We start from the raw sequence: 24,930 nt of genomic DNA, 5'->3' as shown, positions 1-24,930 counted from the left end.
GTCATACAATTTACTGGCTATTCGGCACGCTGTTGAGTTCTCAAAGAACACGCGCTCACCATCTTGTTCCGCGTCTTACCGCGGTTCATTCCGGGGCTTTGTGTTTCTCGCTGTGTTTGAAGCTTAGCTTGTTCGTTTTCGCAGTGTCAAATCGGCCGGTTTCGGCTTCTCGGCTCCGCGACAACTCTCGCTTAGCATTCAATTTGTTCTGGTTTCCAGAGCGGAGGCAGCACGCTGTGCTGCTTATTCGTTTCTGGGAGCTTGACGCCGCAGTAGTCTACTCGGCACGATTCGCGGTGTCAACCGCTCGTTCCGAGGTTCTTGCTGGCGACTCGGTAAAAGTTACTCATGACCTTCGTCGGTGTCAAATCGCCTGGTCAGCGGGCTGCGCGAGCGGGGCGGACCGTCGTGGCGACCTGCGGACCCGGCCCCTTGGGCGCCACGGGACGCGGTCGCAGCCACAACGAGGTGGTGCGCATCCCGTGCATCGCGGCCACGATCTGCTCCGGCGTCGCCGCCTCGCGGGTCGCCACCGGCACCAGGTCGTAGCCCCAGATCCGGAACTCCTTCAGCACCGTGACCGGATCGTCGCCGAAACCCTCCGTCGCCGAGGCGGAGAACTCGAGGAACACGTGCGGGCGGTCCCGGCGCAGCAAGCGCACCAGTCCGGCCAGCGCACGGTGACCACGTCCCGGCGCGTCCACCCGGACGACCGAGAGCTTCCGGCCCTGCAACGCCGGCACGGACTCCAGCTCCTTGTCGAGCCTGGCCGCACGCACGCGGGGAACGTCGTCCCCGGCGTCATCGGGCAGCGGCACCACCGCCACACCGCCGGTCAACGCCGGCTGCGTGGCCAGCTCGCCGACGCTCTCCCACGCGGCCGCGTCGACCAGGACGAGCTGTTGCGCGACCCGTTCCGGCAGGTTGACGTCGACGTTGTGGCGCAGCAGCGCCCGCGCGGACGGGCACGGCTCGACCGCGACCACCGCGCCGCCCGTGCCGAACCTGCTGAGCATGCGCACGGTCTGGTAGCCGACGTACGCGCCGACGTCGAGGAAGATGCCGTCCGGCTCGACCACCGAGTCGATCAGCTCCGACAGGTCGGTCTCCCACACCCCGTTGCTCGACAGCATCGGCAGCATGAACGCGTCGTCCGACGGCAGGCGCAGCAAGCCGACGTCCGTCAGCACGAGGGAACTCCGCGGCACGGCGTCGCTGTGCCGCTCGTGCTCGCGCACGACCACGCGGCGCAGGGCGTCGGCGGTCTGCTGCGCCTGGTTGGCCGCGCGCAGGCCGGCGTCCAGCTTGACGTCGCGCTCGCGCAGCGCGTCCACGACCTTGGACTCCAGCGAGTCGATCCGGTCGAGGGTGCGTTCGAGCGCGACGGTCAGCTTGTCCATGCGCTGGGAGAGGGTGTCGCCCTGCTTCGCGCGCTTGGCGGCCTCGGCCACCACGGCGTCCTCGATCTCGCGCAGCCGCCGTCCCTGGCCCGCCATGTCGGCGCGGACGCGCACGACACCGTCGTCGATGCCGACGAGCTGGTCGGCGAGGTGGCCCTGGTGCTCGGCGTGCTGCTCCAGCTCGGCGCGCAGCATCTCCAGCTCGCCGAGGCCGACGCCGGTGGAGATGTCGTCCTGGCGGCGGACCAGCTCGGAGACCGTGCGCTCGACCCCGTCGACCAGGGAGTTGAGGACGTCCCGCATGTGGTTGTCGTAGTGGTCGAGCACGCGCAGGACCATCTTGCGCAGCTGCGGCGCCATCGGGGTGCGGCTGGCGGTGCCGACGTCCGGCTGGCGCAGCAGGGCGTGCTTCGCCGAGTGCAGCGCCTTCAACGGGTCGACGGTCGCCGACGGCTTCGCGCGGCGGGCGCGCCAGCCTCGGTAGGCGTGCTCGACGCGTTCGCGGAGGAGTTCGCCGACCTTGGCGACGTTGCGGGTGGCGCGGACGTGGTCGCGTCCCTTGATGCCGATCGCGATGGCCGCGGGCAGGTCGTCGGCGAGGGCGCGCATGAGCTTGACGGCGGCCTGGACGTCGGGTTCGACGCCCTGGCGGCACGGCACGAAGATCACCGCGGACTTGTCGAACAGCTCGGCGACCGCGCCGTGGTCCGAGGTGAGGATCGGGGTGGCCTCGGCGGCGTGCCGGGCGAGGGTGTGGGCGATCCGGTCGCACGCGCCGCCGCGGTGCAGGTGGACGAGGCAGTCGACGTGGTCGAGGTGGTCGACCAGCTCGATGCGCGGGTCGGCGGCGGTGGCGAGGCGCAGGCGTTCGGCGGCCTCGGGGTGGGCCTCGGCGTTGGTGACCTCGATGCGCAGCGTGACGTCGTTGCGGTCGGGGAAGGCGGAGAGGAACGCGGAGACGGCGCCCAGCACGTTGCCCGCGCGATCGACGGCGTGGTCGGCGAGCGCGCCGAACACCACACCTCCGTGATCACCCGGTTGGCGGGGTTCGGCCTCGGGGACCGCGAGCGGGAGAACCCGGACGGCCGGACCGCCCGGCCGTTCGAGGGCGGCGCGGGTCGTCTCGGAGGGGACCCACAGCTCGTTCGCGTCGGAGTCGGCGTCCTGGTCGTCGAGGAGGTAGTCGACGACGAACCGGCTGTCCGGGACGGGGCGGGTGGTGCCGACGCGGACCACGACCGGGTAGCCGGGGGTGGTCGAGGTGGGCAGGCCGGACGCGCGGGCGGCGGCGTGGACGAGTTCGGCGATCGGGCCGGTGCCGAGGACCGAGACGCCGAGCTGGTCGTGCAGGACGGGGGTCTCGGTGTGGTTGCGCGGCACCGCGGTGACGGGCAGGCGTCCGGCCGCGACGCCGACCGTCGCGCACCAGTCGCGGAAGGGCGCGGCGTCCGTGCCGAACGGGTCGGGGAACTGGGCGCGGAGGGCCGGGTCGGCGCGCCAGAGGGCGGCGGCCCAGCGCGTGCTGCCGGGGAGGTCGGGTGCGGGTTCGCTCGCCCAGGCCACGAATCCCGCTCCGCCGTCGGGGCCGAAGGCGGGGGGTGGGGTGGTGCGGGCGCCCGGGCCGGTGGCCGGGGGTGCGATCGCTGCCGGCGAGCCGGTGGTGCGGCTGTCTGGCGACGGGTCGGTGGCGCTGTGCGCCGGTGCCGGTGCCGGGTGGGTGGTGGCGTGGGCGGGCGCGTCCGAGGCGTCGGCGGGTGGAGCGGGGGCGTCGGCAACCTCGGAGACCTCGGCGACCTCGGTGGGGTCGCTCTCGGTCGAGCCGGTGGCGTCGGCGGCGGGGTCGACGGCGTCGGCGGTCGGGCCGGTGGCGTTGGCTGTCGGGCCGGTGGCGTCGGCGGCGTCGGCGGTCAGGCCCGTGGCGTCAGGGGTTCCGTCGAGGGCTGGGGTTGCCGGGGTGACGGAGTCGGGCGCGGGGTCCGTGACGGTGGCGGCGGGGTGGCGGTCGGTCACCGCGCTGGTCGAGTCGACAGCGCTGGTTGCCGCGTCGGTCGCACCTAGCGCTGGATCGGAGTCACCGGTGGTGATGGCGGTGGTGGCCGGGTCGAGCGCGGTGGTGGGGGCGGACTCGGTGGTGGCCACCGGGTGGCCGTTGGTCGGCGCGGTGGGAGTGGTTGGTGCGGAGTCGTTGACGGGGACCGGGCGGCCGGCGGTGTCGGGCGCCGTGGTGGCGGTGGTCGGTCGCGGGGTGGCCGGTCGCGGGGTGGCCGGGGGTGGGGCGGTGGGACGGCCGGGGGCGGTCGCTGCCTGATCGGCGGGTGGGCCGGTCGGTGCGGGGTCGGGGGTGGCCGTGGTCGGGGTCCAGCCCTGGGGGCTGAAGGCTGAGCCGGGGCGGGTCCGGGCGGCTTCGCGGTAGTCCGCGCGCAGCTCGTCCGGGATCTGGGTGCCGTCCGCCAGTTGGCCGAAGCCGTAGCGGACCTTGTTCGGGCTGTGGCCCTTCCGGACCAGTTCGGCCCGGTACGCGGTGCAGAGGTCGGCGAGTTCCGGGCGTTCCGAGAGGAGCACCCGGGGGCGGTCGGCGAAGTCGGCCGACAGCAGCCAGGGGCGCTGGGGGTCGAAGCCCGCGAAGTGGACGCTGCGCACCGGCTCGCCGACGGTCGTCAACGTGCCGTCCGGGAGGCGGTGGAGGTCGCGCTGGGCCGCGTTCCACACCGACAGGCCGACCGTCGCGTCCCGGAGGACGTGCAGGTTGACGAGGGCGGGCGCCATGTCGAGGACGGCCTTGGTGGCGTCCGGGGTGCGGCGGAGGTGGTCGCCGAGCGTCCGCAGGAACGGCTCGGCGCCGGGCGCCACCAGGAGGAAACCGGGGTCGAAGACGCCCGTCTCCATCAGCTCGGTGGGGGTGGGGCGCAGGCCGTCGTCGGGCAGGGGCCGCAGCGACCTGGGCAGCAGCACGAGCGGTCCGCGTTGGACGGACGCCTCGACCAGGTCCGTCAAGGGGTGCAGGACCTGCACCCACGGGTCCAGGTAGAGGACCGGGACGCCCTGGCCGAGCAGCTGTTCGAGGAGCTTGGGCCGCAGCACGCCGCACAGTTGCGCGGCGGTGCAGCCGGTGGCCAGCTCGGCCAGTTCCCCGGCGCTCAGGCCGAGGTCGGCGGGGGTGACGAGGCCCGGACCGGAGTTCTCCGGCAGGGCGTCGACCACGAGCGCCAGGAACCTCGCCTGCGGGTGGTTCGCCAGGAACGAGCTGGACAGCACCTTCACGGCGGGCAGCTCGGCGGCGGTGGCCACCGTGCACGCGATGAACGTGGGACGGGATTCCGGACGCGCGGGCACCTCGGTCACGGTCTGCAAACCTAGCTTCTCCGAGTGCCCGGTGTGGACCACCCGCACGGGTGTCCCCCTCACAGGACCGGCAACAGGGTGCGCAGCTCGTACGGCGTCACGCTGCGCCGATACGCGTCCCACTCGGTCCGCTTGTTGCGCAGGAAGAAGTCGTACACGTGCTCGCCGAGCGCTTCGGGGAGCAGTTCGGAGTTCTCCATCTCGGTCAACGCCTCGCCCAGGTTCTGCGGCAGGTTGTCGTACCCGGCCGCACGTCGTTCGCGGTCGGTCAGCGACCACACGTCGTCCTCGGCGGGCGGAGGGAGCTCGTAGCCCTTCTCGATGCCCTTGAGGCCGGCGGCGAGTATGACGGCGTACGCGAGGTACGGGTTGCAGGCCGAGTCGAGCGACCGGATCTCGACGCGGCGGGACGACGACTTGCCCGGCGAGTACATCGGCACGCGGACCAGCGCGGACCGGTTCGCGTGACCCCAGCAGACGGCCGTCGGCGCTTCGCCGCCCACGATCAGGCGCTTGTAGGAATTCACCCATTGGTTGGTCACGCCGGAGATCTCGCGGGCGTGCTTCAGCAGGCCGGCGACGAACATCTTGCCGGTGTCGGACAGCTGGTAGGGGTCCTCGGCGTCGTAGAACGCGTTGCGGTCGCCCTCGAACAGGCTGACGTGCGTGTGCATGCCGCTGCCGGGCTGGTTGGTGAACGGCTTCGGCATGAACGAGGCGCGCACGCCCTGCGTGATGGCGACCTCCTTGATGACGTACCGGAACGTCATCACGTTGTCGGCCATGGTGAGGGCGTCGGCGTAGCGGAGGTCGATCTCCTGCTGGCCGGGCGCGCCCTCGTGGTGGCTGAACTCGACCGAGATGCCCATCGCCTCCAGCGCCTCGATGGCGTGGCGGCGGAAGTGGGTCGCGGTCTCGTGGCTGGTCTGGTCGAAGAAACCGCCGTTGTCGGCCGGGACGGGCTCGCTCCCGTCGTCCGGGAGGCCCTTCAGCAGGAAGAACTCCATCTCGGGGTGCACGTAGCAGGTGAAACCCGCTTCGCTGGCCCTGGCCAGCGTCCGGCGCAGCACGTGCCGCGGGTCGGCCCACGACGGCGAGCCGTCCGGCATGGCGATGTCGCAGAACATCCGCGCCGAGTAGTGGCTCTTGTCGGGCGTCTGCCACGGCAGGACCTGGAACGTCGACGGGTCCGGCTTGGCCACCATGTCGGACTCGTACACCCTCGCGAAGCCCTCGATCGCGGAGCCGTCGAAGCCGATGCCCTCGGCGAAGGCCCCTTCGAGCTCGGCGGGCGCGATCGCGACGGACTTGAGGAAGCCGAGCACGTCCGTGAACCAGAGCCGGACGAACCGGATGTCGCGTTCCTCGAGGGTGCGGAGCACGAACTCCTGCTGGCGGTTCATGACACGAAGCCTAGGTAAGGACGGTGAGCGCCGCGTTGCCGACTCGGCGGAACCCGCTGCGCCGTTTGCCGCCGTGCGGGAAGTGCGCAGGTCAGGGCGTTGCGCCCGAGTTTCGCAGTGGGGTCGGGCGGCGGGATCTACGATGCTCCGCATGTTCCCTCGTCGCGCCCTGGTCGGGTCGCTCGTGCTCGCGCTCGTGGCGGGCTGCACGTCGTCCGGCGGCGCCGGCTCGCAGCCCGAGGGTCCGGAGCTGCTGGCCAGGGCCGCCGCGGGCATGAAGGCGGTGACCAGCACGCACTTCACGATCAAGGTGGACGGCGAGTTGCCCGGCGTGACCGTGAAGGACGCCGAGGGCGACCTGAACGCCGCGGGCGAGTCGCAGGGCCGGGCGAAGATCGAGCAGTTCGGCCAGCTGATCGAGGTCGAGTACGTGCTCGTCGGGCAGGACCTGCACTTCAAGGGGCCGACCGGCGGGTTCACCAAGCTGCCCGCGGCGCTCGCGGGGCAGGTGTACGACCCGAGCGCGATCCTGGACCCGGACAAGGGCGTGGCGCACGTGCTCGGGTCCGCGCGCGACGCGAAGACGGTGAGCGTGGACGACGGGGTGGCGGTGGTCGAGGCGACCGTGCCGCGTGACGTGGCCGCGGGGCTGGTGCCGGGCATCGACGCCGACGTGAGGTCGGAGTTCTCGGTTCGGGACGACCGGCTGCTCAAGGCCGTGTTCACGCTGCCGGCGGGGGCGAAGGTGACCATCGACCTGTCCGACTTCAACAAGCCCGTCACCGTCTCCCCGCCCGCGTGAGCACGGCGGTGAAGGCGCGGCGGCTGGCGATCGGCGCCGGTGCGGGCGCCGTGCTGCTGGGCGCGCTGGACGCGTACGTCGTCGTCGGCGTGCTCGTGGACATGGTGCGCGACCTGGGCATCCCGGTGAACCACCTGGAGCGCGCGACGCCCGTGGTGACGGGGTACCTGCTCGGGTACGTGGCCGGGATGCCGCTGCTGGGGCAGCTGTCGGACCGGTTCGGGCGGCGGTTGGTGCTGCACCTGTGCCTGGTCGGGTTCGCGGTGGGGTCGGCGGTGACGGCGCTGGCCGGCGACCTGCCGCTGCTGGTGGCCGGTCGGGTGGTGCAGGGGCTCGCCGGCGGGGCGTTGTTGCCGGTGACGATGGCCCTGGTCGCCGACCTGTGGGACGCCGAGCGGCGTGCGTCGGCGTTGGGTGTCGTGGGCGCGGCGCAGGAGTTGGGCAGCGTGCTGGGGACGCTGTACGGCGTCGGCGTGGCGTCGTTGTTCAACGCCTGGTCGTTCTTCGAGTCCGTGGAGCCGCAGAGCTGGCGGTGGGTGTTCTGGGTGAACCTGCCGCTGGCCGCGGTGGCGATGGCGGTCGTGCAGCGGACCGTGCCCCGGTCGGGTTCCGGGCGCGGGGTGCGGATCGACGTGGTCGGTGGCGGGTTGCTGGCGTTGGCGCTGTCGTTGTTGGTCGTCGGTTTGTACAACCCCGATCCGGCACGGGCGGTGCTGCCGCCGTGGGGCCTGCCGGTGCTGGGTGCGGCGGTCGTCGTGTTCGCCGGGTTCGTGTGGTGGGAGCGGCGGTCGTCCGTGCGGCTGCTCGACCCGGCCGGGGTGGCGATGCGGCCGTTCCTGGCGTCGCTGGGGGTGTCGCTGGCGGCCGGCGCGGCGTTGATGGTGACGCTGGTGGACGTGGAGCTGTTCGCGCAGACCGTGCTGGGGCGGGACTCCGCCGCGGCGGCGGGGATGCTGGCCCGGTTCCTGATCGCGTTGCCGGTGGGCGCGCTGGTCGGCGGGTGGTTGGCGGCGCGCACCCGGTTGGGTGACCGGTGGGTGTCGTTCGTGGGACTGGTGGTGGCCGGCGTCGCGTACGCGCTGATCGCGCAGTGGCCGGCGACGGTGACGTCGTTCGTCATCGGGCGCGACCTGGCGGTGGCCGGGTTCGGGCTGGGGCTGGTGATCGCGCCGGTGTCGGCGGCGGTGCTGCGGGCCGTGCCGGCGGCGCAGCACGGCGTCGCGTCGGCGGCGGTGGTCGTGGCGCGGATGACCGGGATGCTGGTCGGCGTGGCCGGGTTGTCGGCCTGGGGCCTGCACCGGTTCCGGGAGCTGACGGCGGACCTGGACACGCCGCTGCCGTTCGGGGTGTCGCCGGAGGAGTTCGCCGAGAAGGCGGCGGCCTACAAAGCGGCGCTGACGGACGCGCTGCTCACCGAGTACCACGAGATCTTCTGGATCACGGCCGTGATCTGCGGGGTCGGCGCGCTGGTGTCGTTGCTGCTGCCGCGCGCGGGCCGCTGAGCCCGACCGCCGACGCTCCCTCGGTGTCCGGTCAAGGACACAGAGGGTGGCGATCGGCGGACGGTGTTCAGCCGGAACGGTGGGTGGTCGTGCGGGTCAGCCCTCGCGCCACCCGCTGGTGATCGGGAGGCGGCGGTCGCGGCCGAAGGCCTTGAAAGTGATCTTGGTGCCCGGCGGGTACTGGCGGCGCTTGTACTCGGCCTTGTCGACCATGCGCAGGACCTTGTCGACCAGCTCGTGCGTGAAGCCCATCGCGATCAGGTCCCGGTAGCCCTTGTCGCCCTCGACGTAGTCGTCCAGCACGGAGTCGAGCAGCTCGTAGTCCGGCAGCGAGTCGGTGTCGACCTGGCCGGGGCGCAGCTCCGCCGACGGCGGCTTGGTGATCGAGTTCTCCGGGATCGGCGGCAGCTCGCCCAGCTTCTCGGCCTGCGCGTTGCGCCACCGCGCCAGGTCCCAGACCAACGTCTTCAGCACGTCCTTGATCGGCGCGAACCCGCCGACCGCGTCGCCGTAGATGGTCGAGTACCCGACCGCCAGCTCCGTCTTGTTGCCGGTCGCCAGGACCAGGTGGCCGTGCTGGTTCGACAGGCCCATCAGCGTGACGCCGCGGCAGCGCGCCTGCACGTTCTCCTCGGCCAGGCCGGTCAGCCCGAGCTGGTCCACGAACACGCGGACCATGTCCGCGATCGGCTGCTCCGAGTAGTGGCAGCCGGTGCGCTGGGCCAGGTCGTGCGCGTCGGACTTCGAGTGGTCCGACGAGTACACCGACGGCATGGACACGCCGTACACGTGGTCGGCGCCCAGGGCGTCGACCGACAGCGCGGCGACGACCGCCGAGTCGATGCCGCCGGACAGGCCGAGGACGACCGAGCGGAAGCCGTTCTTGTGCACGTAGTCGCGCAGGCCGGTGACGAGGGCGTGCCACACCTCGGCCTCGTCGGACAGCGGCTCGGCGGGCTGCGGCACGGGCAGCGGCTCGTAGGCCGGGAGCGGGTCGTGCGACACCGTGCGGCGGTGGACGGTGAACCCGCCGTAGGCGCCCTCGGTGCGGGGCGTGCCGCCGGGGAGGTCGAGGTCGAGGACGACCAGGTGCTCCACGAACTGGGGCGCGCGGGTGATCAGCGTGCCGTCCGCGGTGACCACCATCGTGTCGCCGTCGAACACGAGCTCGTCCTGCCCGCCGATCAGGTTGACGTACGCGAGCGGCGCGCGGGCCTCGACCGCGCGGCGCGCCACCAGCGGCAGCCGGGCGTCGTCCTTCTTCCGCTCGTACGGCGACGCGTTCGGCGAGACCACGAGGTCGACGCCCGCCTCGCCGAGCGCGGCGATCGGCCCGCCGTCCTGCCAGAGGTCCTCACAGATCACCATGCCGACTTCGAGGCCGTGGACGCGCACGACGTCGAGCGTGTCGCCCGGCGTGAAGTAGCGGCGCTCGTCGAACACGCCGTAGTTCGGCAGGTGGTGCTTGTGCTGCCGCGCCACGACCTCGCCCCGGTGCAGGACGGCCGCCGCGTTGCGCATGCCGCGCTCGTCGCGGTCGAGGTAGCCGACGAACACCGCCAGCTCGCCGCACCCCGCCTCGTCCAGCCGGGTGGCGAGCTTCGTCAGCGCTTCCTTGGACGCCTCCGCGAACGACACGCGCAGCGCCAGGTCCTCGACCGGGTAGCCGGTGAGGGCCATCTCCGGGAAGACGGCCAGGTGGGCGCCGGCCTCGACGGCCTTGCGGGACCACTCGACGACGAGTTCGGAGTTTCCCGCCAGGTCGCCGACACAGGCGTTGACCTGGGCGAGGGCGAGTCGGAGCTGTGGCATGGGGGCATTCTCGCTCACTCCGGGCAACATCGGCGGGCGTTGTGGCCGACGGATCACACTTACGATCGGAGACGTGCGCCGTCGGATGATGTTCCTCCTCGCCCTCCCGCTCCTCGCCTCGTGCACGAGCGTGGTCTCGGGTTCCCCCACCGCCGGGACGACGCTGGAGCAGGCGGGTCCGGCCGGCGTCGTGCCCGCGGGGCTGGAGCGGTTCTACGGCCAGCAGCTGGGCTGGGAGGACTGCGAGCCCTACGCCACCACCGGCTCGACGGCCTCGCTGTTCAAGACCAAGCGCTCGATCGAGTGCACCCGGCTCGAAGTGCCGCTGGACTACGCCAAGCCGGACGGGCGGACGATCCGGATCGGCCTGCTGCGCCAGCGCGCGAACCAGGGCCGGATCGGCTCGCTGATCATCAACCCCGGCGGTCCGGGCGCGTCCGGCATGTCGGCCGCGGCGAGCCTCGGCGCCGACTTCAAGTCCACGCCGGTGGGCGACCGGTTCGACCTGATCGGGTTCGACCCGCGGGGCGTCGGGGCGAGCGAGCCGCGGGTGAAGTGCCTGACCGACGCGGAACGGGACGCCGACCGGCTGGACAACGACGTGGACACGTCACCGGAGGGCGTGGCGCAGACCGAGGCGGAGAACAAGGCGTACGCCGAGAAGTGCGCGGCGGCGACCGGGCCGGACGTGCTGGCCAACCTCGGCACCCGGGACGTGGTGCGCGACCTCGACGTGATGCGGTCCGCGCTGGGCGACGAGAAGCTCACCTACCTGGGGTACTCGTACGGGACGCACATCGGCGCGGCCTACGCGCAGGCCTTCCCCGGCAACGTCCGGGCGCTCGTGCTGGACGGCGCGGTGGACCCGACCCAGAACCAGGTCGAGTCGCTGATCGCGCAGGCCGCCGGGTTCCAGAAGGCGTTCACCGCGTTCGCCGCGTGGTGCGCCGCGCGGCAGGACTGCGCGTTGGGCTCCGACGTGACCAAGGCCGACCGGGCGTTCCGCGACCTGACGTTGCCGCTGGTGCAGCGGCCCGTGCCGGCGGGCGAGCGGAAGCTGTCGTACGGCGACGCCATCACCGGCGCCATCCAGGCGATGTACTCGGAACAGCTGTGGACGGCGCTGAACACCGGGTTGGCCGAGCTGAAGGGCAACCGCGGCGACACGTTGATGCTGCTGGCGGACAACTACTACGACCGCGACAAGCAGGGCCGGTACTCCACGATCACCGACGCGTTCGTGGCGGTGAAGTGCGTGGACGAGCCGCGGGTGACGGACCGGGCCGTGCTGGACGACGTGGCGCGCCGGTACAAGCAGGCCGCGCCGTTCCTGGACGACGGCCAGCCGCCGGCCGCCGCGCTCGACGCGTGCGCGTTCTGGCCCGTGCCGCCGACCGTGCAGGAGCACAAGCCGGTGTCCGGGCTGCCGCCGGTGCTGGTGATCTCCACGACCGGCGACCCGGCGACGCCGTACGAGGCGGGCGTCAGCCTGGCGAAGGAGCTGGGCGGCGGGCTGCTGACGTTCGAGGGCAACCAGCACACCGTGTACCTGCAGGGCAACGACTGCGTGGACGGCGCCGGGCACGAGTACCTGATCAGCGTGAAGCTGCCGCCCGAGGGGACGCGCTGCTCCTAGCCGTCACGCCTCCCACCGGGCGCGCAGGACGCCGTCGTCGTCCGGCAGCACGGCGGCGAGCAGCGGGCGCCCCTCGTCCGCGATCCACATCGCCGCGCGTGCTCCGGCCAGGTGTGCGGGCAGCGCCGGCGGGCCACACCAGCCGTGACCGGGGCGTGAGCCCGGCTCGGACCGCGTCGACGTCGGCGACTCGGAGGCGGTGCCACCGGGAGGCGTTGTGCACGTGACCCTCCTCCATGACCACCGCCCCGCACGCCGCGGCGGCGAGGTAGGCCGCTTCCACGGGACCGTGGTCGTGGATCAGCGGTTGGCGAGGCCGTCGACGCGCAGGGTCGCGGAGTCATCCCGGTGCGCCCCCGTGCCGCCGACGTGCTTGTCGCTGATCGCGGTGCCGTTCTTGAGCACGTGGTAGAGCGCCATCCCGTGACCGCGGCCCAGGTCGTAGTCGTCCTTCAGCCACTGCAGGACGACGCCCGCCTTGGTGGTCGGGCCGTAGCCGCGGTCGCCCGCCTCGGACAGCAGCTCGGCCGGCGTCTTGCCGGTCTTGCGCTCGATGGTGTCGAGGTACGCCTGGAAGGACATGGCCGGCTCCTGTTCGTCGGGGTGAGCCGAGCATAAGACAGCTTTATTTGTCTTGACAAGACTTTTTGTCGGTCCCCCCAGAGCAGCTCGGACGTCAGGCCTGCTGCTCCGAGGGCGTTCCCGAGGACGTTCCCGAGGGCACCGCGGACCAGCTCGCCAGCAGCTTGAGGCGTTCCTCGGTCGGCGAACCGGCCCTCGCGGTGTAGACGGCGAGCACGAGGTCGGGGTCGCCGGTCGGGTGCAGGGTCTCGTAGTCGAGGTCCAGGTCGCCGACCACGGGGTGGGTGATGAGCTTGGTGCCGTGGGTCTTCTCCAGCACCTTGTGCTGCGCCCACAGCTTGCGGAACGTCTCGTCCTTGACCGACAGCTCCCCCACCAGCGCGGCGAGGCGCGCGTCGTCGGGGTAGCGGCCCGCGTCGAGCCTGAGGAACGCCACCATGTCGGCGGCGACCGTGGACCAGTCGCGGTAGAACGCCCGCGATTCGGGGCGCAGGAAGGTGTGCCGGGCCGAGTTGCGGTCCTCCGGCGGCAGGTCGGCGAAGCCGTACAGCGCTCCGGCCAGCGGGTTCCACGCCAGGATGTCCGAGCGGCGGCCCATCACGAACGCCGGCACGTCGTCGACCATGTCCAGCAGGCGGCGCAGGCCGGGGCGGACGCGTTGCGGCGCGGGGCGCTTCGACGGGGCCGGCCGGACGAGGTTGCGCAGGTGGGTGCGCTCGGTCTCGTCGAGGCGCAGCACGCGCGCCACGGCGTCCAGCACGGAGTCGGAGACGGCGGGGGTGCGGCCCTGTTCGAGCCGCATGTAGTAGTCCACGCTCACGCCCGCCAGCAGCGCCAGCTCCTCGCGGCGCAGGCCGGGGACGCGGCGGCGGCCACCGCCGGGCAGGCCGACGTCGTCCGGGCGGACGCGAGCCCGGCGGCTGCGGAGGAATTCGCCCAGGTCGTGGTTCACACGTCCCAGTATGGCGGCCCGCGGCCGGCCGAGCCTGGGTACTGGCAGGCCTAGGGAACGGCGCGCCACAGGCAGGACAGGGCCTCCGGTACCCGCGGCGATCGGGTCCAGTGTTCTTGCCATGACCTACGACCTGAACGACCGCACTGCCGTTGTCACCGGTGCCGCGAGCGGCATCGGCGCCGAGATCGCCCTCGTCCTCGCCCGGTCGGGGGCGAAGGTCGCGCTGCTGGCCCGCCGGGCGGACCGGCTCACCGAACTGGCCGGGAAGATCACCGCGGACGGTGGCCGCGCGATCGCCGTGGCCGCCGACGTCACCGGTGACCTGACCGCCGCGGTGGAGACCGTCCACGCCGCCTTCGGGCGGGTCGACCTGGTGGTGAACAACGCCGGCGTCATGCTCGCCAACCCGGTCACCGAGGGCCGGGACGACGAGTGGCGCCGGATGATCGACACCAACCTCAAGGGCCTGCTCAACGTGACCAAGGCGTTCACCGCCGACCTGGTCGGGGCGGGGGCGGCCGGCGCGGCGGACCTGGTGAACATCTCGTCCGTCGGCGCGCACCTCACGTTCCCCAACTACGGCGTCTACACCGCGACCAAGGCGGCCGTCACGCACCTGTCGGCGAACCTGCGCACGGAGTTCGGCCCGCTCGGCGTCCGCGTGACGAACGTCGAGCCGGGCCTGGTCACCAGCGAACTGGCCGACCACATGGACAACCCGGACGTGGACGCGCACCTGGCGGCGTGGCGGGAGCAGGTGCCGCCGCTGAGCCCGTCCGACATCGGCGACGTGGTCGGCTTCGCCACCAGCCGACCCAAGCACGTCAACCTGCGCCAGCTCGTCGTGCTGCCCACGGTCCAGGTCTGACCGACCCGGATCGTCGCCGCCCACCGACCCTCCGCACGGGGTCGGTGGGCGGTGTCAGCTCGACCGGCGACGGCGGTAGGCGCGTTGCTGGCAGCCGCGGGAGCAGTACGCGCGGGGCCGGCCGGACGCCGGTTGCGCCACCGGTTTCCCACACACCTGACAAGTTTCATCACGCTTTACATCACGCGCTTGGACGAGGAGTTCGATGCCGTCCAGGACCCGGGCCAGGCCGAACCCGAACGGCTCGGGCTGGTCGAACCCGCCCGCCTCCCACAGCGCGGTCAACGTCGGGAAGCGGTCGAACCGGGCGAACAGCGTGTCGCGCGCGCCCCACCACTCCTCGTCGCTCACCCCCGTGGCCTGCTCCGCGCGGGCCGCCTCGGCCAGCGCCAACGCCTCGGCGTCAACGAACCGGGCGACCAGCCCGACCGCCGCGACCACCTCGGACGGGGTGAGCGCGGTGCCGGCGAGGATGCCCAGCGCGTACTCGTAGTGGGCCAGCGCGTTCGGGCCCGGCACGTACCGACCGCCGCGCACCTCGGCCAGCCACGGGTGCCGCGTCCGCAGCTCCCAGTTCTGCCGGGCGAAGTCCTCCAGCGCGGCCCGCCACCCGGCGCCCGGCGCGGCGGGCGCCGGCTGCCCCAGCACGGCGTCCCGCATGAGGTCGACCAGGTGGTCCCGGCTCGGCACGTGGCGGTAGAGCGACATCGACGTGAAGCCGAGCCGCTCGGCGACCTTGCGCATGGACAGGCCGGCCAGGCCCTCCGCGTCGGCCACCTCCACCGCGGCGCCCACGATCCGCTCCAGGCTCAGCGCGGGCCGCTCGGCCCACAGGAGCTCGACCCCGCGGTCGGGATCGTCCGCTTTCCCCATCACGCACCTCCGCGGCCATGATATACATTCGCCTTGTTTACGCCATAAACAGAGAGGCCGATCATGGTCGAGTTCCACGTCTCCCCCGCCGGGGACGATTCCGCGGCGGGCGCCGCCGAGCGGCCGTTCGCCACGCTGGACCGCGCGCGGCGGGCCGCCCGCGAGGCCGCCGGCGACGTCGTGGTGCACCTCAGGGCGGGCACGCACGTGCTCACCGAGCCGTTCGAGCTGACCGAGGACGACTCCGGCCGGGACGGCCACCGGATCACCTACCAGGCGTTCGGGTACGGCACCGCGGCGTGCGAGGAGGTCGTCGTCAGCGGCGGGCGCGCGGTCACCGGCGAGGTCGGGCCGGACGGCCGGTGGCGGGCCGACGTCGGCGACCTGGTCACCCGCCACCTCACCGTCGACGGCACGCGGGTCGAGCGGGCGGGCGTCAACGGGCTGCCCGGCACGGTCCGCCGCACCGCGACCGGCTACGTCACCAACCACCCGCTGGACTGGGTGAACGCCGCCGGCGTCGAGTTCGCCCACCGGGGCGTCTACCCGTGGACCGAGGCACGCATGGCGGTCGCCTCGGTCACCCGGGACGGCGACGAGACCGTGATCACGATGGCGCAGCCCGCCTTCGGCTGGGCGGTGGACGTCTACAACTCCGAGTGGTTCGGCCAGGTCATGACCGGTCCCCCGGCGCCGACGCGGGTGGAGAACGACCCGTCGTTCCTCACCGAGCCCGGCACGTTCGCCGTGGACCGCTCGCGGCCCGGCCGGCACGTCCTGCACTACCTGCCGCGCCCCGGCGAAGAGCCGCACGTCGTCGCGCCCGCGCTGGAGGTGCTGCTCCGGGCCACCGGCACGCGGGACGTGACGTTCCGCGGCCTGGTGTTCGCCGACGCCACGTGGCTGCGGCCCGGCGGCGACCGCGGTTTCCTGCACTACCACGCGAACGGCTTCTACGACGGTGGCGCGATCGGGCGGATCGACCTGGGCGACGGCGCGTGGCTCACCGTGCCGGAGGAGCACGACGAGATCCCGGCGTGCGTGCGGCTCGACGGGACGACCGGGCTCCGGTTCGAGGGCTGCCGCTTCACCCGGCTGGGCGCGACCGGGCTGGGCGTGACCGGCGGCGCGGACGTCGTGGTGCGCGGCTGCGACTTCGACGACCTCGGCGCGTCCGCCATCACCGTCACCGGCGGCCGTGCCGTCCTGGTCGAGGACAACCTGGTGCGGCGGGTGGGGCTGGACCACTCCGGTTCGGCCGGCATCACGATCCGCGGCACCGTCGACTGCACCGTCGCGCACAACCACGTCCACGACGTGCCCCACAACGGCATCGTCGCCGGACCCGCGCGAGGCACCCGCGTGCTGCGCAACCTCACCACCGGCGCCATGGGCGTGCTGGCGGACGGCGGCGGCGTCTACCTGTCCGGGCCGCAGGGCGACTCGGCCGAGAACGCGGCCGTGATCAGCGGGAACGTCATCGAGGACACCCGCACGCCGTACAACTTCGGCCTCTACACCGACTACGGGGCGAGCTGGGTCACGGTGACCGGGAACGTGGTGGCCCGCGCCGACAACACCGCCGTGCTGCACGTCAGCCCGCCGCTGGAGCACGTCGTCTACCAGGGCAACTTCTGGGACGCCGACCCGGTGGGCAGCGACGACGTGCCGAACGGCGTCACCTGGTCGGGGAACACCACGATCGCCGACGCGGCGGAGCTGGCCGCCGCCACGGCCGACATCCACGCGCGGGCCGGGCTCCTCACCCGCCGGGCGTGAGCGCGGTCAGCGGTCCGGCGGAGGAGCCGACGGCTCGACACGAGCTCTGAGCAGGCAGAACTCGTTGCCCTCCGGGTCTTGGAGGACGTGCCAGTCGACGTCGCCCTGACCGACGTCCACCGGCCGGGCGCCGAGGGCGAGCAGCCGTTCCAGCTCGGCGTCCTGGTCGCGGTCGGTGGCGTTGACGTCGACGTGGAGCCGCAGCTTCTGCGTCTTGGGCTCCGGGACGGCGGCGAACACGAGCGTCGGGTACTCGCCCTCGCGCCCGATCTCGACGCCGTCGTGGTCGCGGCCGAGCACCCGGTAGTCGAGCACCGCGCACCAGAACGCGGCCAGCGCTTCGGGATCGGTGCAGTCCACCGCGAGTTCCGTGATGCGGCAAGCCATGCCGTGTGAAGCTACTCGCACTCCGTGCCAATCCCCTCGCGTCGGTGTCAGGCTGGGCGGGTAACCGTGCAACAAGGCCCGGGGACCAGCGACGACGCAGGCCCCGAGGGAGGACGGTCGACGATGACCTCTGCCGAGGTATCCGCCGAGGTAGCTGCGCCTTACGGCAGCGGGGCCGGCCAGAACGCCGCCTCGACCGGCAAGAAGGTGCGCATCCACCACCTGCGGGAGATGAAGGAACGCGGCGAGCCGTGGCCCATGCTCACCGCCTACGACATGTACACCGCCGAGCTGTTCGACGAGGCAGGCATCCCGGTGCTGCTGGTCGGCGACTCGGCGTCGAACAACGTCTACGGCTACGACACGTCGCTGCCGGTCACCGTGGACGAGCTGATCCCGCTCGTCCGGGGCGTCACCCGGTCGGTGAAGCGGTCGCTGGTCGTGGCCGACCTGCCGTTCGGGTCGTACCAGGTCTCGGTCGAGCAGGCCGTGGGCACCGCGGTGCGGTTCATGAAGGAAGGCCGCGCGCACGCCGTGAAGCTCGAAGGCGGGAAGCACTTCGCACCGCACATCGAGGCCATCGTGCGCGCGGGCATCCCGGTCATGGCGCACATCGGGTTCACCCCGCAGAGCGAGCACCAGCTCGGCGGCTACCGGGTGCAGGGCCGCCGCGAGGCGTTCGACTCCGTGGTCGAGGACGCGCACGCCGTCGAGGCCGCGGGCGCGTTCGCCGTGGTGCTGGAGATGGTGACCGGCGAGGTCGCCAAGCAGATCACGCACGACCTGCGCATCCCGACCGTCGGCATCGGCGCGGGACCGGACACCGACGCCCAGGTGCTCGTCTGGCAGGACATGATGGGCCTGCGCCGGGGTCGCGCGCCGCGGTTCGTGAAGCGGTACGCCGACGTGGCGGGCGTGATGAAGTCGGCGGCCGAGCAGTTCGCGGCCGAGGTGAAGGGCCACCAGTTCCCCGGCCCCGAGCACACGTTCCACTGATCCACCGCCGTTCGGGGGTCGTCGCGGGTCGCGGCGACCCCCGAACGCGGCCGCGCCGAACCCGGTCGGGCTGATCCACTCGCCGGCGGTCTGCGGCAGAGTGGTCGCATGTACCCCGAGACCGAGCCCCACGACCAAGGGCTGCTCGACGTCGGCGACGGCCACCGCGTCTACTGGGAGGTGTGCGGCAACCCGTACGGCAAGCCCGTCGTGTTCCTGCACGGCGGGCCCGGCGGCGGTTGCGCGCCCGTGCACCGGCGGCTGTTCGACCCGGCCGCGTACCGGATCGTGCTGATCGACCAGCGCGGCTGCGGCCGGTCCGTCCCACACGCCGCCGAGCCCGGCGCCGACCTGTCCGCGAACACCACCTGGCACCTCGTGGCGGACCTGGAGAAGGTCCGCGAGCACCTGGGCGTCGACCGGTGGCAGGTGTTCGGCGGGTCGTGGGGTTCGACGCTGGCCCTGGCGTACGCCGAGACGCACCCGGACCGGGTCACCGAGCTGGTGCTGCGCGGCGTCTTCACGTTGCGGCGCAAGGAACTCGACTGGTACTACGGCGGCGGGGCGGGGTTCCTGTTCCCCGAGCAGTGGGAGCGGGTGACGGCGCTCGTGCCGGACGGCGCCGACGTGATCGAGGCGTACGCCCGGCTGCTGAACGACCCCGACCCCGCCGTGCACGAGCCCGCCGCGGTGGCGTGGAGCGTGTGGGAGGGGTCGACGGTGACGCTGCTCGAACGGCCCGAGCTGGTGGAGTCGTTCGCGCGGCCCCGGTACGCCGTGGCGTTCGCGCGCATCGAGAACCACTACTTCCGCCACGCCGGGTGGCTGGAGGAGGGGCAGCTGCTGCGTGACGCGGGCAGGCTCGCCGGCATCCCCGGCGTGATCGTGCAGGGCCGGTACGACGTCGCGACGCCCGCCACGTCCGCCTGGGAGCTGCACCAGGCGTGGCCGGGCTCGGAGCTGGTGGTGGTGCCGGACGCCGGGCACGCGTTCGACGAACCCGGCACCCTGCGCGCGCTGGTGGCGGCGACCGACCGCTTCAGGGCCTGAGCGCCGCCTCCAGCACCGCGCGCGCCCGCACCAGCGACGGGCCGTACCAGGTGAGGTGGCGGCCCGAGACGTGCACCGGGCGCAGGCCCGGGAAGAACTGCGGACCGTCGTCCGGGGTGAACAGGTACGGCTCGTCGGGCAGCACGACGACCTCGGCGTCCTGGAGCTCGTCGAGGCCCGGCCGCGGGTAGCGCTCGGCGTGGTCGGCGAAGGCGTTGACCACGCCGAGGCGCAGCAGCACGTCGCCCGCGAACGTGTCGCGGCCCAGCACCACCCACGGCTTGCGCCACACCGGGACCACGGCGCGCGTCCACGGCGGCGTGACGTCGCGCCACAGGTTCTCCGCCTCCACCAGCCACCCCGGCTCGACGTCCCACGCCGTGCCGAGCAGGCGGCGCAGCGAGCCGAGCGCGGCGGGGACGGTGGCGGGCGCGGCGGTCACCCACACCGGGATGCCGTCCGCACGGAGGCGTTCGACGTCCTCGGGGCGGTTCTCCTCGCTGTTGGCCAGCACGAGGTCCGGGCGGAGCGCGAGCACCCGATCCACCTTCGGGTACTTCGAACCACCCACTCGGGTCACGTCGAGGTCGGACGGGTGCGTGCAGTAGTCCGTGGCGCCGACGAGGACCGCCGGGCCGACCGAGTCGACCAGCGCCTCGGTGAGCGACGGCACCAGGCTCACGACCCGTTCCGGCGGGCCGGGCAGCGGGACCGGCTCGCCGAGGTCGTCCACGGGCAGCATCAGATGTCGGTGATCTTCAGGCCGGCGTGCGCCTTGTACCGGCGGTTGATCGCGATGAGGTTGGCGGTGAACGCCTCGACCTGGTGGGCGTTGCGCAGCCGCCCGCCGTAGACGCCGCGGAAGCCGGGGATCGCCTCGGCCAGCGCGCGGACGAGGTCGGTGGCCTCGCGGTCGTCGCCGAGCACCAGCACGTCGTTGTCGACCGACTCGATGGTCAGGTCGGCGAGGTTGACCGCGGAGACGTGGTGGAACGCCGCCGTGACGCGGGAGTCCGGCAGGAGCGCGGCGGCCTGCTGGGCGGCGCTGCCCTCCGGCACGGGGAGCGCGAACGGGCCCTGCTTGTCGAAGCCGAGCGGGTTCACGCAGTCGATCACGACCTTGCCCTTGAGCGGTTCGCGCAGCGAGGCGACGGTGTCCGCGTGCCCGTCCCACGGCACGGCGATCAGCACGACGTCCGCCTGCTCCGCGCAGCCCCGGTTGTCCGCGCCGCTGACGTGGCCGACGCCCGCCTGCTCGCGCACCTCGCCGGCGGCGGCTTCGGCGCGTTCCGCGTCGCGCGACCCGATGACGACCTTCAGGCCCGCCTTGGCCCACCGCAGGGCCAACCCCTTGCCCTGCGCACCGGTACCGCCGAGGACGCCGACGGTGAGCTCACGAATCTCAGTCACCCGGCCATCACATCACACGCCGCTGATCACAGCGGTTCGAAGACGACCTTCCGGCGTTCCGGGTCCGCCTCCACCAGCCGCACCGCGATGCGCTCGCCCTCCGGCAGGTTGTCCCCCGTGCAGCGGCCCATCACGGGCGGCTGGGCGACGAACAGGTCCGCGCCGTTCGAGTCGGCACGCAGGACCACGGCGTCGAACTCGTGGCCCACCCGGTCTGCCAGCACCCACGCCTCGACCTGGTCGAGGCACGCCCGGTCGACCTTGCCCGCCAGGGCGTCCGACCCGCCCATCAGGCCCGGCAGCAGGGGCAGCGCTTTGGTCAGCCACTCGGGCACCGGCTCGCCCGCCGTCACGGCCAGGCACACCTCGGTGGCGAAGCGGTCCACCAGGCGGCGCAGGGGCGCGGTCACGTGCGCGTACGGGGCGGCCAGGCCCGCGTGGGTGGAGATGGCGGGCACCTCGCCGTTGAACGCCGTGTAGCCCGCGCCGCGCAGGAGGCGGGTGGCGTCGACGAACAGCGCCAGCGCCTCCGGGCGGCTCGGGTCGAGGCCCGCGAGCAGCCGGGACGGGGTCACGCCGTCCGGCCACGGCACGCCGAGCGCGTGCGCGGAGCGGCGCAGCGCGTCCACCGCGCCGTCGTCGGCGTCGGGCAGGGTGCGCAGCACGCCGACCTTCGCCTCCAGCATGATCTTCGCCGCCGCCATGCCGGTGAGCAGCGAGACCTCGGCGTTCCAGGCGTCCACGTCGGCGCGCGGCCGGACCGCGAGCTTCCAGTCGCCGTCCCCGTTCGGCACGATCTCCTGCTCGGGGAGCTGCAGCTCGACGGCGCCGCGCTCGGCCGCGCGCTCGCGGCGCAGCCGGCCGAAGTCCGGCAGGGCCTCGACCGACGGGTGCGGCGTGCCCGCGTCGAACGTCGCCTGCACGCCCTCGTAGTCGAACTGCGCGGTGGAGCGCACCACCGCCCGGCGCACCCGCACGTCGACCGGCTCGCCGTCCGGGCCGCACTCGAACGTCCACAGCACCGCGGGCCGCGTCTGCCCCGGCAGCAGGCTCGCCGCGCCCTCCGACAGCACCGGCGGGTGCAGCGGCACGTTGCCGTCGGGCAGGTACAGCGTTTGACCGCGCTTGCGCACCTCGGCGTCCAGCGCGCCGTCCGGCACGACGAACGCGCCCAGGTCGGCGATCGCGTAGTGGACCCGGAACCCGGCGCCGACCCGTTCGACCAGCAACGCCTGGTCCAGGTCCTTCGCGCCGGGCGGGTCGATCGTGACGAACGGCAGCGCGGTGGCGTCCTCGCGCCCGGCCAGGCCGACGTCACCGGACACGGCGGCCTGCGCCTCGGCGAGCGCGGCGGCCGGGAACTCCTCGGGCAGGCCGAACTCGGCCCGGACGCCCCCGAAGTCCAGGTCCGCTCGACCCGTGCGGATCACCATGGGCTGCACCCTAAGCCGGCCTCAGCGCCTGCCCCAGTCCTTGTCGGCCTTGTCCTCGGCTTTCGTCCGCTCGCGCGCCAGGTCCAGCGCGTGCTGCGCGGTGGCCTCGTCCGGGTAGGGGCCCATCCGGTCCCCGCCCCGGCAGCCCACGCCGTGCTCGACCGTCCGGTGGGTCAGGCAGTAGTACCAAGCGTTCGGGTCAGAAGCCATGCACCCAGGTTTCCATGCGTGGGGGCGCATGTCATGTTGGCCACCTGGGTGACGGCGGCGCCTGCACGGGCGGCGCCTGCAGCGGCGGGCCCGGGGGCGCCTGCACCGGCAGCGGGCCCGACTGGGGGTACGACGGCGGCGGCACCACCGGCGGCTGCGGGAAGCCCCGCGGCGGCGTGTTCTGGTTGGCGTTGGCGAAGTCGCCCGGGATCGGGTCGAGCACCGACACCAGCACCGTCTTCTGCTCCGGGTCGGTGATCAGCGCGCCGCTGCGGTCCCGGTACACGAGCTCGCCGTCCGAGTCGATCTCGGCGATCGCGCCGACCTCGGCCAGCTGGTCCTCGTCGAGGTCGACCAACCGCTCCACCCGCGACGGCACGACCCGGTACACCGGCCAGTCGAGGTGCGCGAACGTGCGGTGGAAGTCGGCCAGCAGGTGCGCCATCTGCTGCTGCCACGGCAGCGGCATCGCCTCGACCAGCGACCGCGGCAGCACCGCGTACGACTGGTCGGTGCCGGGCGGCCGGGTGTTGAGGTAGTCCCGCGTCGGCGTGCTCGACGCGGGCGGCCCGGCGTGCCGCTGGATGGGTTCGTGGTTGAACACCGTCGTGCCTCCCTACACGCCCGGCCGGACGGCCAGCGGCATCAACTCGTGGTAGTTCCAGTTGATCTTGCTGATCTTCACCACGTCACCGGTCTGCGGCGCGTGGATGTACTCGTCGTTGCCCAGGTACATCCCCACGTGGTGGACCGTGATCGGGTCGGCCGGGTTGGTGGCCCAGAAGATCAGGTCACCGGCCTTGGCCTCCCGCACGGGCAGGTACGCGCCGCCGGACAGGTACTGGTCGTTCGCCACCCGCGGGATCTTCACGCCGGCCGCGGCGAACGCCTTGACCAGGATGCCGGAGCAGTCCCAGCGGTCGGGGCCGTTGCCGCCCCACAGGTACTCCTCGCCGAGCTGGTCCTTGGTGAACTCGATCGCGGTCGCCGCCGCGTTCGACGCGAGCAGGTACTCGCCGGCGCCCTCGCCGCACCCGGCCGGGTCGGTGACGTCGCCTTCCTTGCTGATCAGGAAGGCGGCCATGGCCTCCCACCGGTGGTACCGGTCCGGGAACGCCGACCGCTCGACGTCCTGGGCCGAGTCGCCGGGCCGCTGCTCCTCCCAGTTCGGGAGCTTCAGCAGCACGTCGTAGAACTTGCGGATCGCGTAGTCGGGGTTCGTCACCTCTTCGGGCGTGCCCCAGCCCATCGACGGCCGCATCTGGAAGATGCCCAGCGAGTCGCGGTCGCCGTAGTCGAGGCTGCGCAGGCCGGACTCCGTCATGCCCGCCTGGATGGCGATCTGCCACGCCAGCGGCGGCAGGCCGCGCTGGCGGCCGATGGAGATGATGTTGGCGACCGTGGTGAGCTGCTCGGGCGTGAGCCGCTCCGCGTCGGCGCGCCCCTTGTCCTCGCCCCCGCCCGACCACGGGCCGATCGAGGCGTTGCAGCTCGCCATGCGGATGCCGGCGGCTTCCTCCGACGGGGTGTTCTCGTTGATCACGGTCGACACGCCGTTGGTCACGGTCACGGCGACCACGGCGACGACCGCGACCACCACCAACCCGATCTTCAGCATGTCACCCCACCTTGGTCCACTCGGTCACGACCCACCCCTCGGGCAACTTCGCCACGGTGACGATCAGCTTGCCCTCTTCCAGCTGTGCCTCGAACTCCGCCGAATCGGTGGATGACTTGACCGGCCGGACCGGCTGGTCGATCACGACGGGCACGTTCGCCGGATCGACCGACGCCAACCGGGGGAACATCTCGTCGGACGTGTGCTCCTCCAACCCGGCGAGCCACTGCTCCTTCGTGGTCTTGCCCGGTTCGAAGCGGCTGAAGGCGTCCACCCACGCGTCGGCGCGCAGCTGCGCGTTCGCGTTGACGGGAGCCGACGGCGCCGCCGGCGTCGGGCTCGGCGCCTTCGTCGGCAGCGGTGTCGACGTGACGGACGGCAGCACGCCGATCTGGTTGCCGCCGCCGGTGCCGGTCGGCGCGGTGCTCGACGTGCCCGCCTGGTTCCCGGTCTTGCGCGGCGCGACCGCGTTCGGGATCACCACGCTGATCGTCGTCACCACGACCACCACGCCGACGACGCTCGCGACGAGGTGCCGGGGCGAGCGCAGCGGCCAGCCCCACAGGCGTCGGTACACGGCCGTGCGGCCGCGGTTGGTTCGAATCGGCATCAGCTGTCCCTGACCTCGAGCCCGCGTGACGGCCGGTAGATCACGTGGACCTGCCGCCCCGCCACGACTTCCGTCTCCGCGCGGCGCGGGCCCGGCACGGCCGACGTGTCGGCGACCCGGCCGGAAGCCGCGGCGTACCCGCCGGCGCCGTACCCGTTGGTCCGGGACGGCACCAGCACGGCGTCGTCCGCCCGGTCGTAGTTCCGGTCGGCCAGCGGCGGCGCGTCCACGACGCGGGACCGCCCGGACGGCAGCGCCGCCG

21 protein-coding genes and 1 pseudogene are annotated in these 24,930 nt (G+C 72.8%); 7 read left to right on the top strand and 15 right to left on the bottom strand.

Annotation, left to right across the window (positions count from 1 at the left end):
• Positions 1 to 377: 377 nt before the first annotated feature.
• Together ACFQ3T_RS19090 and ACFQ3T_RS19085 are read right to left on the bottom strand one after the other, a co-directional pair.
• Entirely contained in the window at positions 378 to 4,742 is a 4,365-nt protein-coding gene (locus ACFQ3T_RS19090) for an FkbM family methyltransferase (protein ID WP_380724650.1), read from the bottom strand.
• Positions 4,743 to 4,801: 59 nt separating this feature from the next.
• The gene (locus tag ACFQ3T_RS19085) at positions 4,802 to 6,145 is read right to left on the bottom strand and encodes a glutamine synthetase family protein (RefSeq protein WP_380724649.1); all 1,344 of its coding nucleotides are present in this window, start codon (positions 6,143 to 6,145) and stop codon (positions 4,802 to 4,804) included.
• A 151-nt stretch (positions 6,146 to 6,296) separates the two neighbouring features.
• On the opposite strand from ACFQ3T_RS19085, the gene ACFQ3T_RS19080 reads away from it, so the two are divergent.
• Entirely contained in the window at positions 6,297 to 6,947 is a 651-nt protein-coding gene (locus ACFQ3T_RS19080) for an LppX_LprAFG lipoprotein (protein ID WP_380724648.1), read from the top strand.
• Positions 6,944 to 8,449, top strand: a complete 1,506-nt coding sequence (locus ACFQ3T_RS19075) for an MFS transporter (protein ID WP_380724647.1) — start codon at positions 6,944 to 6,946, stop codon at positions 8,447 to 8,449. Before ACFQ3T_RS19080 ends, ACFQ3T_RS19075 begins: the two co-directional genes overlap by 4 nt.
• A gap of 96 nt (positions 8,450 to 8,545) precedes the next feature.
• Here ACFQ3T_RS19075 and ACFQ3T_RS19070 read toward each other — a convergent pair whose 3' ends face one another.
• Complete coding sequence (locus ACFQ3T_RS19070) at positions 8,546 to 10,261, bottom strand: NAD+ synthase (RefSeq protein WP_380724646.1); 1,716 nt, start codon at positions 10,259 to 10,261, stop codon at positions 8,546 to 8,548.
• Positions 10,262 to 10,346: 85 nt separating this feature from the next.
• On the opposite strand from ACFQ3T_RS19070, the gene ACFQ3T_RS19065 reads away from it, so the two are divergent.
• Positions 10,347 to 11,897 carry an alpha/beta hydrolase gene (locus ACFQ3T_RS19065; protein ID WP_380724651.1) on the top strand — a complete coding sequence of 517 codons (1,551 nt, stop codon included), beginning with the start codon at positions 10,347 to 10,349 and terminating at the stop codon, positions 11,895 to 11,897.
• A 300-nt stretch (positions 11,898 to 12,197) separates the two neighbouring features.
• Here the strand turns inward: ACFQ3T_RS19065 and ACFQ3T_RS19060 are convergent, their stop codons facing one another.
• Together ACFQ3T_RS19060 and ACFQ3T_RS19055 are read right to left on the bottom strand one after the other, a co-directional pair.
• Positions 12,198 to 12,479, bottom strand: a complete 282-nt coding sequence (locus ACFQ3T_RS19060; protein WP_380724645.1) for a DUF4287 domain-containing protein — start codon at positions 12,477 to 12,479, stop codon at positions 12,198 to 12,200.
• A 94-nt stretch (positions 12,480 to 12,573) separates the two neighbouring features.
• Positions 12,574 to 13,431, bottom strand: a complete 858-nt coding sequence (locus tag ACFQ3T_RS19055) for a helix-turn-helix transcriptional regulator (protein ID WP_380724644.1) — start codon at positions 13,429 to 13,431, stop codon at positions 12,574 to 12,576.
• A gap of 121 nt (positions 13,432 to 13,552) precedes the next feature.
• Between ACFQ3T_RS19055 and ACFQ3T_RS19050 the strand changes: the two genes are divergently transcribed.
• A complete protein-coding gene (locus ACFQ3T_RS19050; RefSeq protein WP_380724643.1) occupies positions 13,553 to 14,302 on the top strand; it encodes an SDR family oxidoreductase in 750 nt (249 codons plus the stop codon).
• Between the two features lie 54 nt (positions 14,303 to 14,356).
• On the opposite strand, the gene ACFQ3T_RS19045 is transcribed toward ACFQ3T_RS19050, so the two are convergent.
• Positions 14,357 to 15,175: a TetR/AcrR family transcriptional regulator gene (locus ACFQ3T_RS19045; RefSeq protein WP_380724642.1), complete on the bottom strand. Its 819-nt coding sequence runs from the start codon at positions 15,173 to 15,175 to the stop codon at positions 14,357 to 14,359.
• Between the two features lie 63 nt (positions 15,176 to 15,238).
• Between ACFQ3T_RS19045 and ACFQ3T_RS19040 the strand changes: the two genes are divergently transcribed.
• Positions 15,239 to 16,954 carry a right-handed parallel beta-helix repeat-containing protein gene (locus ACFQ3T_RS19040; protein ID WP_380724641.1) on the top strand — a complete coding sequence of 572 codons (1,716 nt, stop codon included), beginning with the start codon at positions 15,239 to 15,241 and terminating at the stop codon, positions 16,952 to 16,954.
• Positions 16,955 to 16,960: 6 nt separating this feature from the next.
• Here the strand turns inward: ACFQ3T_RS19040 and ACFQ3T_RS19035 are convergent, their stop codons facing one another.
• The gene (locus ACFQ3T_RS19035) at positions 16,961 to 17,341 is read right to left on the bottom strand and encodes a VOC family protein (RefSeq protein ID WP_380724640.1); all 381 of its coding nucleotides are present in this window, start codon (positions 17,339 to 17,341) and stop codon (positions 16,961 to 16,963) included.
• Between the two features lie 123 nt (positions 17,342 to 17,464).
• Here ACFQ3T_RS19035 and panB point away from each other — a divergent pair, with 123 nt between their 5' ends.
• Together panB and pip are read left to right on the top strand one after the other, a co-directional pair.
• Positions 17,465 to 18,337 carry a 3-methyl-2-oxobutanoate hydroxymethyltransferase gene (gene panB, locus ACFQ3T_RS19030; RefSeq protein WP_380724639.1) on the top strand — a complete coding sequence of 291 codons (873 nt, stop codon included), beginning with the start codon at positions 17,465 to 17,467 and terminating at the stop codon, positions 18,335 to 18,337.
• A gap of 108 nt (positions 18,338 to 18,445) precedes the next feature.
• Positions 18,446 to 19,387 (top strand): prolyl aminopeptidase, encoded by a 942-nt coding sequence (gene pip, locus ACFQ3T_RS19025; protein ID WP_380724638.1) that lies wholly within the window; start codon positions 18,446 to 18,448, stop codon positions 19,385 to 19,387.
• On the opposite strand, the gene ACFQ3T_RS19020 is transcribed toward pip, so the two are convergent.
• The 8 genes and pseudogenes from ACFQ3T_RS19020 to ACFQ3T_RS18985 all read right to left on the bottom strand — a co-directional run.
• Positions 19,377 to 20,129: a helical backbone metal receptor gene (locus ACFQ3T_RS19020; RefSeq protein WP_380724637.1), complete on the bottom strand. Its 753-nt coding sequence runs from the start codon at positions 20,127 to 20,129 to the stop codon at positions 19,377 to 19,379. The two genes, pip and ACFQ3T_RS19020, sit on opposite strands and share 11 nt — an antisense overlap.
• On the bottom strand, positions 20,129 to 20,797 hold the full coding sequence (npdG, locus tag ACFQ3T_RS19015) for an NADPH-dependent F420 reductase (RefSeq protein ID WP_380724636.1): 669 nt from the start codon (positions 20,795 to 20,797) through the stop codon (positions 20,129 to 20,131). The genes ACFQ3T_RS19020 and npdG overlap by 1 nt, the downstream gene beginning before the upstream one ends.
• A 26-nt stretch (positions 20,798 to 20,823) precedes the next feature.
• Complete coding sequence (locus tag ACFQ3T_RS19010; RefSeq protein WP_380724635.1) at positions 20,824 to 22,230, bottom strand: RNB domain-containing ribonuclease; 1,407 nt, start codon at positions 22,228 to 22,230, stop codon at positions 20,824 to 20,826.
• Between the two features lie 21 nt (positions 22,231 to 22,251).
• Positions 22,252 to 22,440: a hypothetical protein gene (locus tag ACFQ3T_RS19005; RefSeq protein ID WP_380724634.1), complete on the bottom strand. Its 189-nt coding sequence runs from the start codon at positions 22,438 to 22,440 to the stop codon at positions 22,252 to 22,254.
• Between the two features lie 31 nt (positions 22,441 to 22,471).
• Positions 22,472 to 23,044, bottom strand: a complete 573-nt coding sequence (locus ACFQ3T_RS19000; RefSeq protein WP_380724633.1) for a hypothetical protein — start codon at positions 23,042 to 23,044, stop codon at positions 22,472 to 22,474.
• Positions 23,045 to 23,056: 12 nt separating this feature from the next.
• Positions 23,057 to 24,058: a C40 family peptidase gene (locus tag ACFQ3T_RS18995; RefSeq protein WP_380724632.1), complete on the bottom strand. Its 1,002-nt coding sequence runs from the start codon at positions 24,056 to 24,058 to the stop codon at positions 23,057 to 23,059.
• A 1-nt stretch (position 24,059) separates the two neighbouring features.
• A complete protein-coding gene (locus tag ACFQ3T_RS18990; protein ID WP_380724631.1) occupies positions 24,060 to 24,668 on the bottom strand; it encodes a hypothetical protein in 609 nt (202 codons plus the stop codon).
• A pseudogene (locus ACFQ3T_RS18985) lies at positions 24,668 to 24,930 on the bottom strand (magnesium transporter); the annotation flags it as partial. The gene ACFQ3T_RS18990 and the pseudogene ACFQ3T_RS18985, both read right to left, overlap by 1 nt.

This window comes from Saccharothrix hoggarensis, assembly GCF_042678885.1.
Lineage (GTDB): Bacteria > Actinomycetota > Actinomycetes > Mycobacteriales > Pseudonocardiaceae > Actinosynnema > Actinosynnema hoggarensis.
The sequence above is the reverse complement of the archived record's forward strand: the minus strand, read 5'-3'. Positions and strand labels throughout refer to the sequence as shown.

Excerpts from the sequence above, each read along its gene's own strand:
- ACFQ3T_RS19050 (WP_380724643.1), top strand. The coding sequence starts at position 13,553 with ATGACCTACGACCTGAACGACCGCACTGCCGTTGTCACCGGTGCCGCG.
- ACFQ3T_RS18990 (WP_380724631.1), bottom strand. The coding sequence starts at position 24,668 with ATGCCGATTCGAACCAACCGCGGCCGCACGGCCGTGTACCGACGCCTG.
- ACFQ3T_RS19040 (WP_380724641.1), top strand. The coding sequence starts at position 15,239 with ATGGTCGAGTTCCACGTCTCCCCCGCCGGGGACGATTCCGCGGCGGGC.
- pip (WP_380724638.1), top strand. The coding sequence starts at position 18,446 with ATGTACCCCGAGACCGAGCCCCACGACCAAGGGCTGCTCGACGTCGGC.
- ACFQ3T_RS19005 (WP_380724634.1), bottom strand. The coding sequence starts at position 22,440 with ATGGCTTCTGACCCGAACGCTTGGTACTACTGCCTGACCCACCGGACG.
- ACFQ3T_RS19065 (WP_380724651.1), top strand. The coding sequence starts at position 10,347 with ATGATGTTCCTCCTCGCCCTCCCGCTCCTCGCCTCGTGCACGAGCGTG.
- ACFQ3T_RS19070 (WP_380724646.1), bottom strand. The coding sequence starts at position 10,261 with ATGCCACAGCTCCGACTCGCCCTCGCCCAGGTCAACGCCTGTGTCGGC.
- ACFQ3T_RS19020 (WP_380724637.1), bottom strand. The coding sequence starts at position 20,129 with ATGCTGCCCGTGGACGACCTCGGCGAGCCGGTCCCGCTGCCCGGCCCG.
- ACFQ3T_RS19060 (WP_380724645.1), bottom strand. The coding sequence starts at position 12,479 with ATGTCCTTCCAGGCGTACCTCGACACCATCGAGCGCAAGACCGGCAAG.
- panB (WP_380724639.1), top strand. The coding sequence starts at position 17,465 with ATGACCTCTGCCGAGGTATCCGCCGAGGTAGCTGCGCCTTACGGCAGC.
- ACFQ3T_RS19085 (WP_380724649.1), bottom strand. The coding sequence starts at position 6,145 with ATGAACCGCCAGCAGGAGTTCGTGCTCCGCACCCTCGAGGAACGCGAC.
- ACFQ3T_RS18995 (WP_380724632.1), bottom strand. The coding sequence starts at position 24,058 with ATGCTGAAGATCGGGTTGGTGGTGGTCGCGGTCGTCGCCGTGGTCGCC.
- ACFQ3T_RS19045 (WP_380724642.1), bottom strand. The coding sequence starts at position 15,175 with ATGGGGAAAGCGGACGATCCCGACCGCGGGGTCGAGCTCCTGTGGGCC.
- ACFQ3T_RS19035 (WP_380724640.1), bottom strand. The coding sequence starts at position 17,341 with ATGGCTTGCCGCATCACGGAACTCGCGGTGGACTGCACCGATCCCGAA.
- ACFQ3T_RS19080 (WP_380724648.1), top strand. The coding sequence starts at position 6,297 with ATGTTCCCTCGTCGCGCCCTGGTCGGGTCGCTCGTGCTCGCGCTCGTG.
- ACFQ3T_RS19010 (WP_380724635.1), bottom strand. The coding sequence starts at position 22,230 with ATGGTGATCCGCACGGGTCGAGCGGACCTGGACTTCGGGGGCGTCCGG.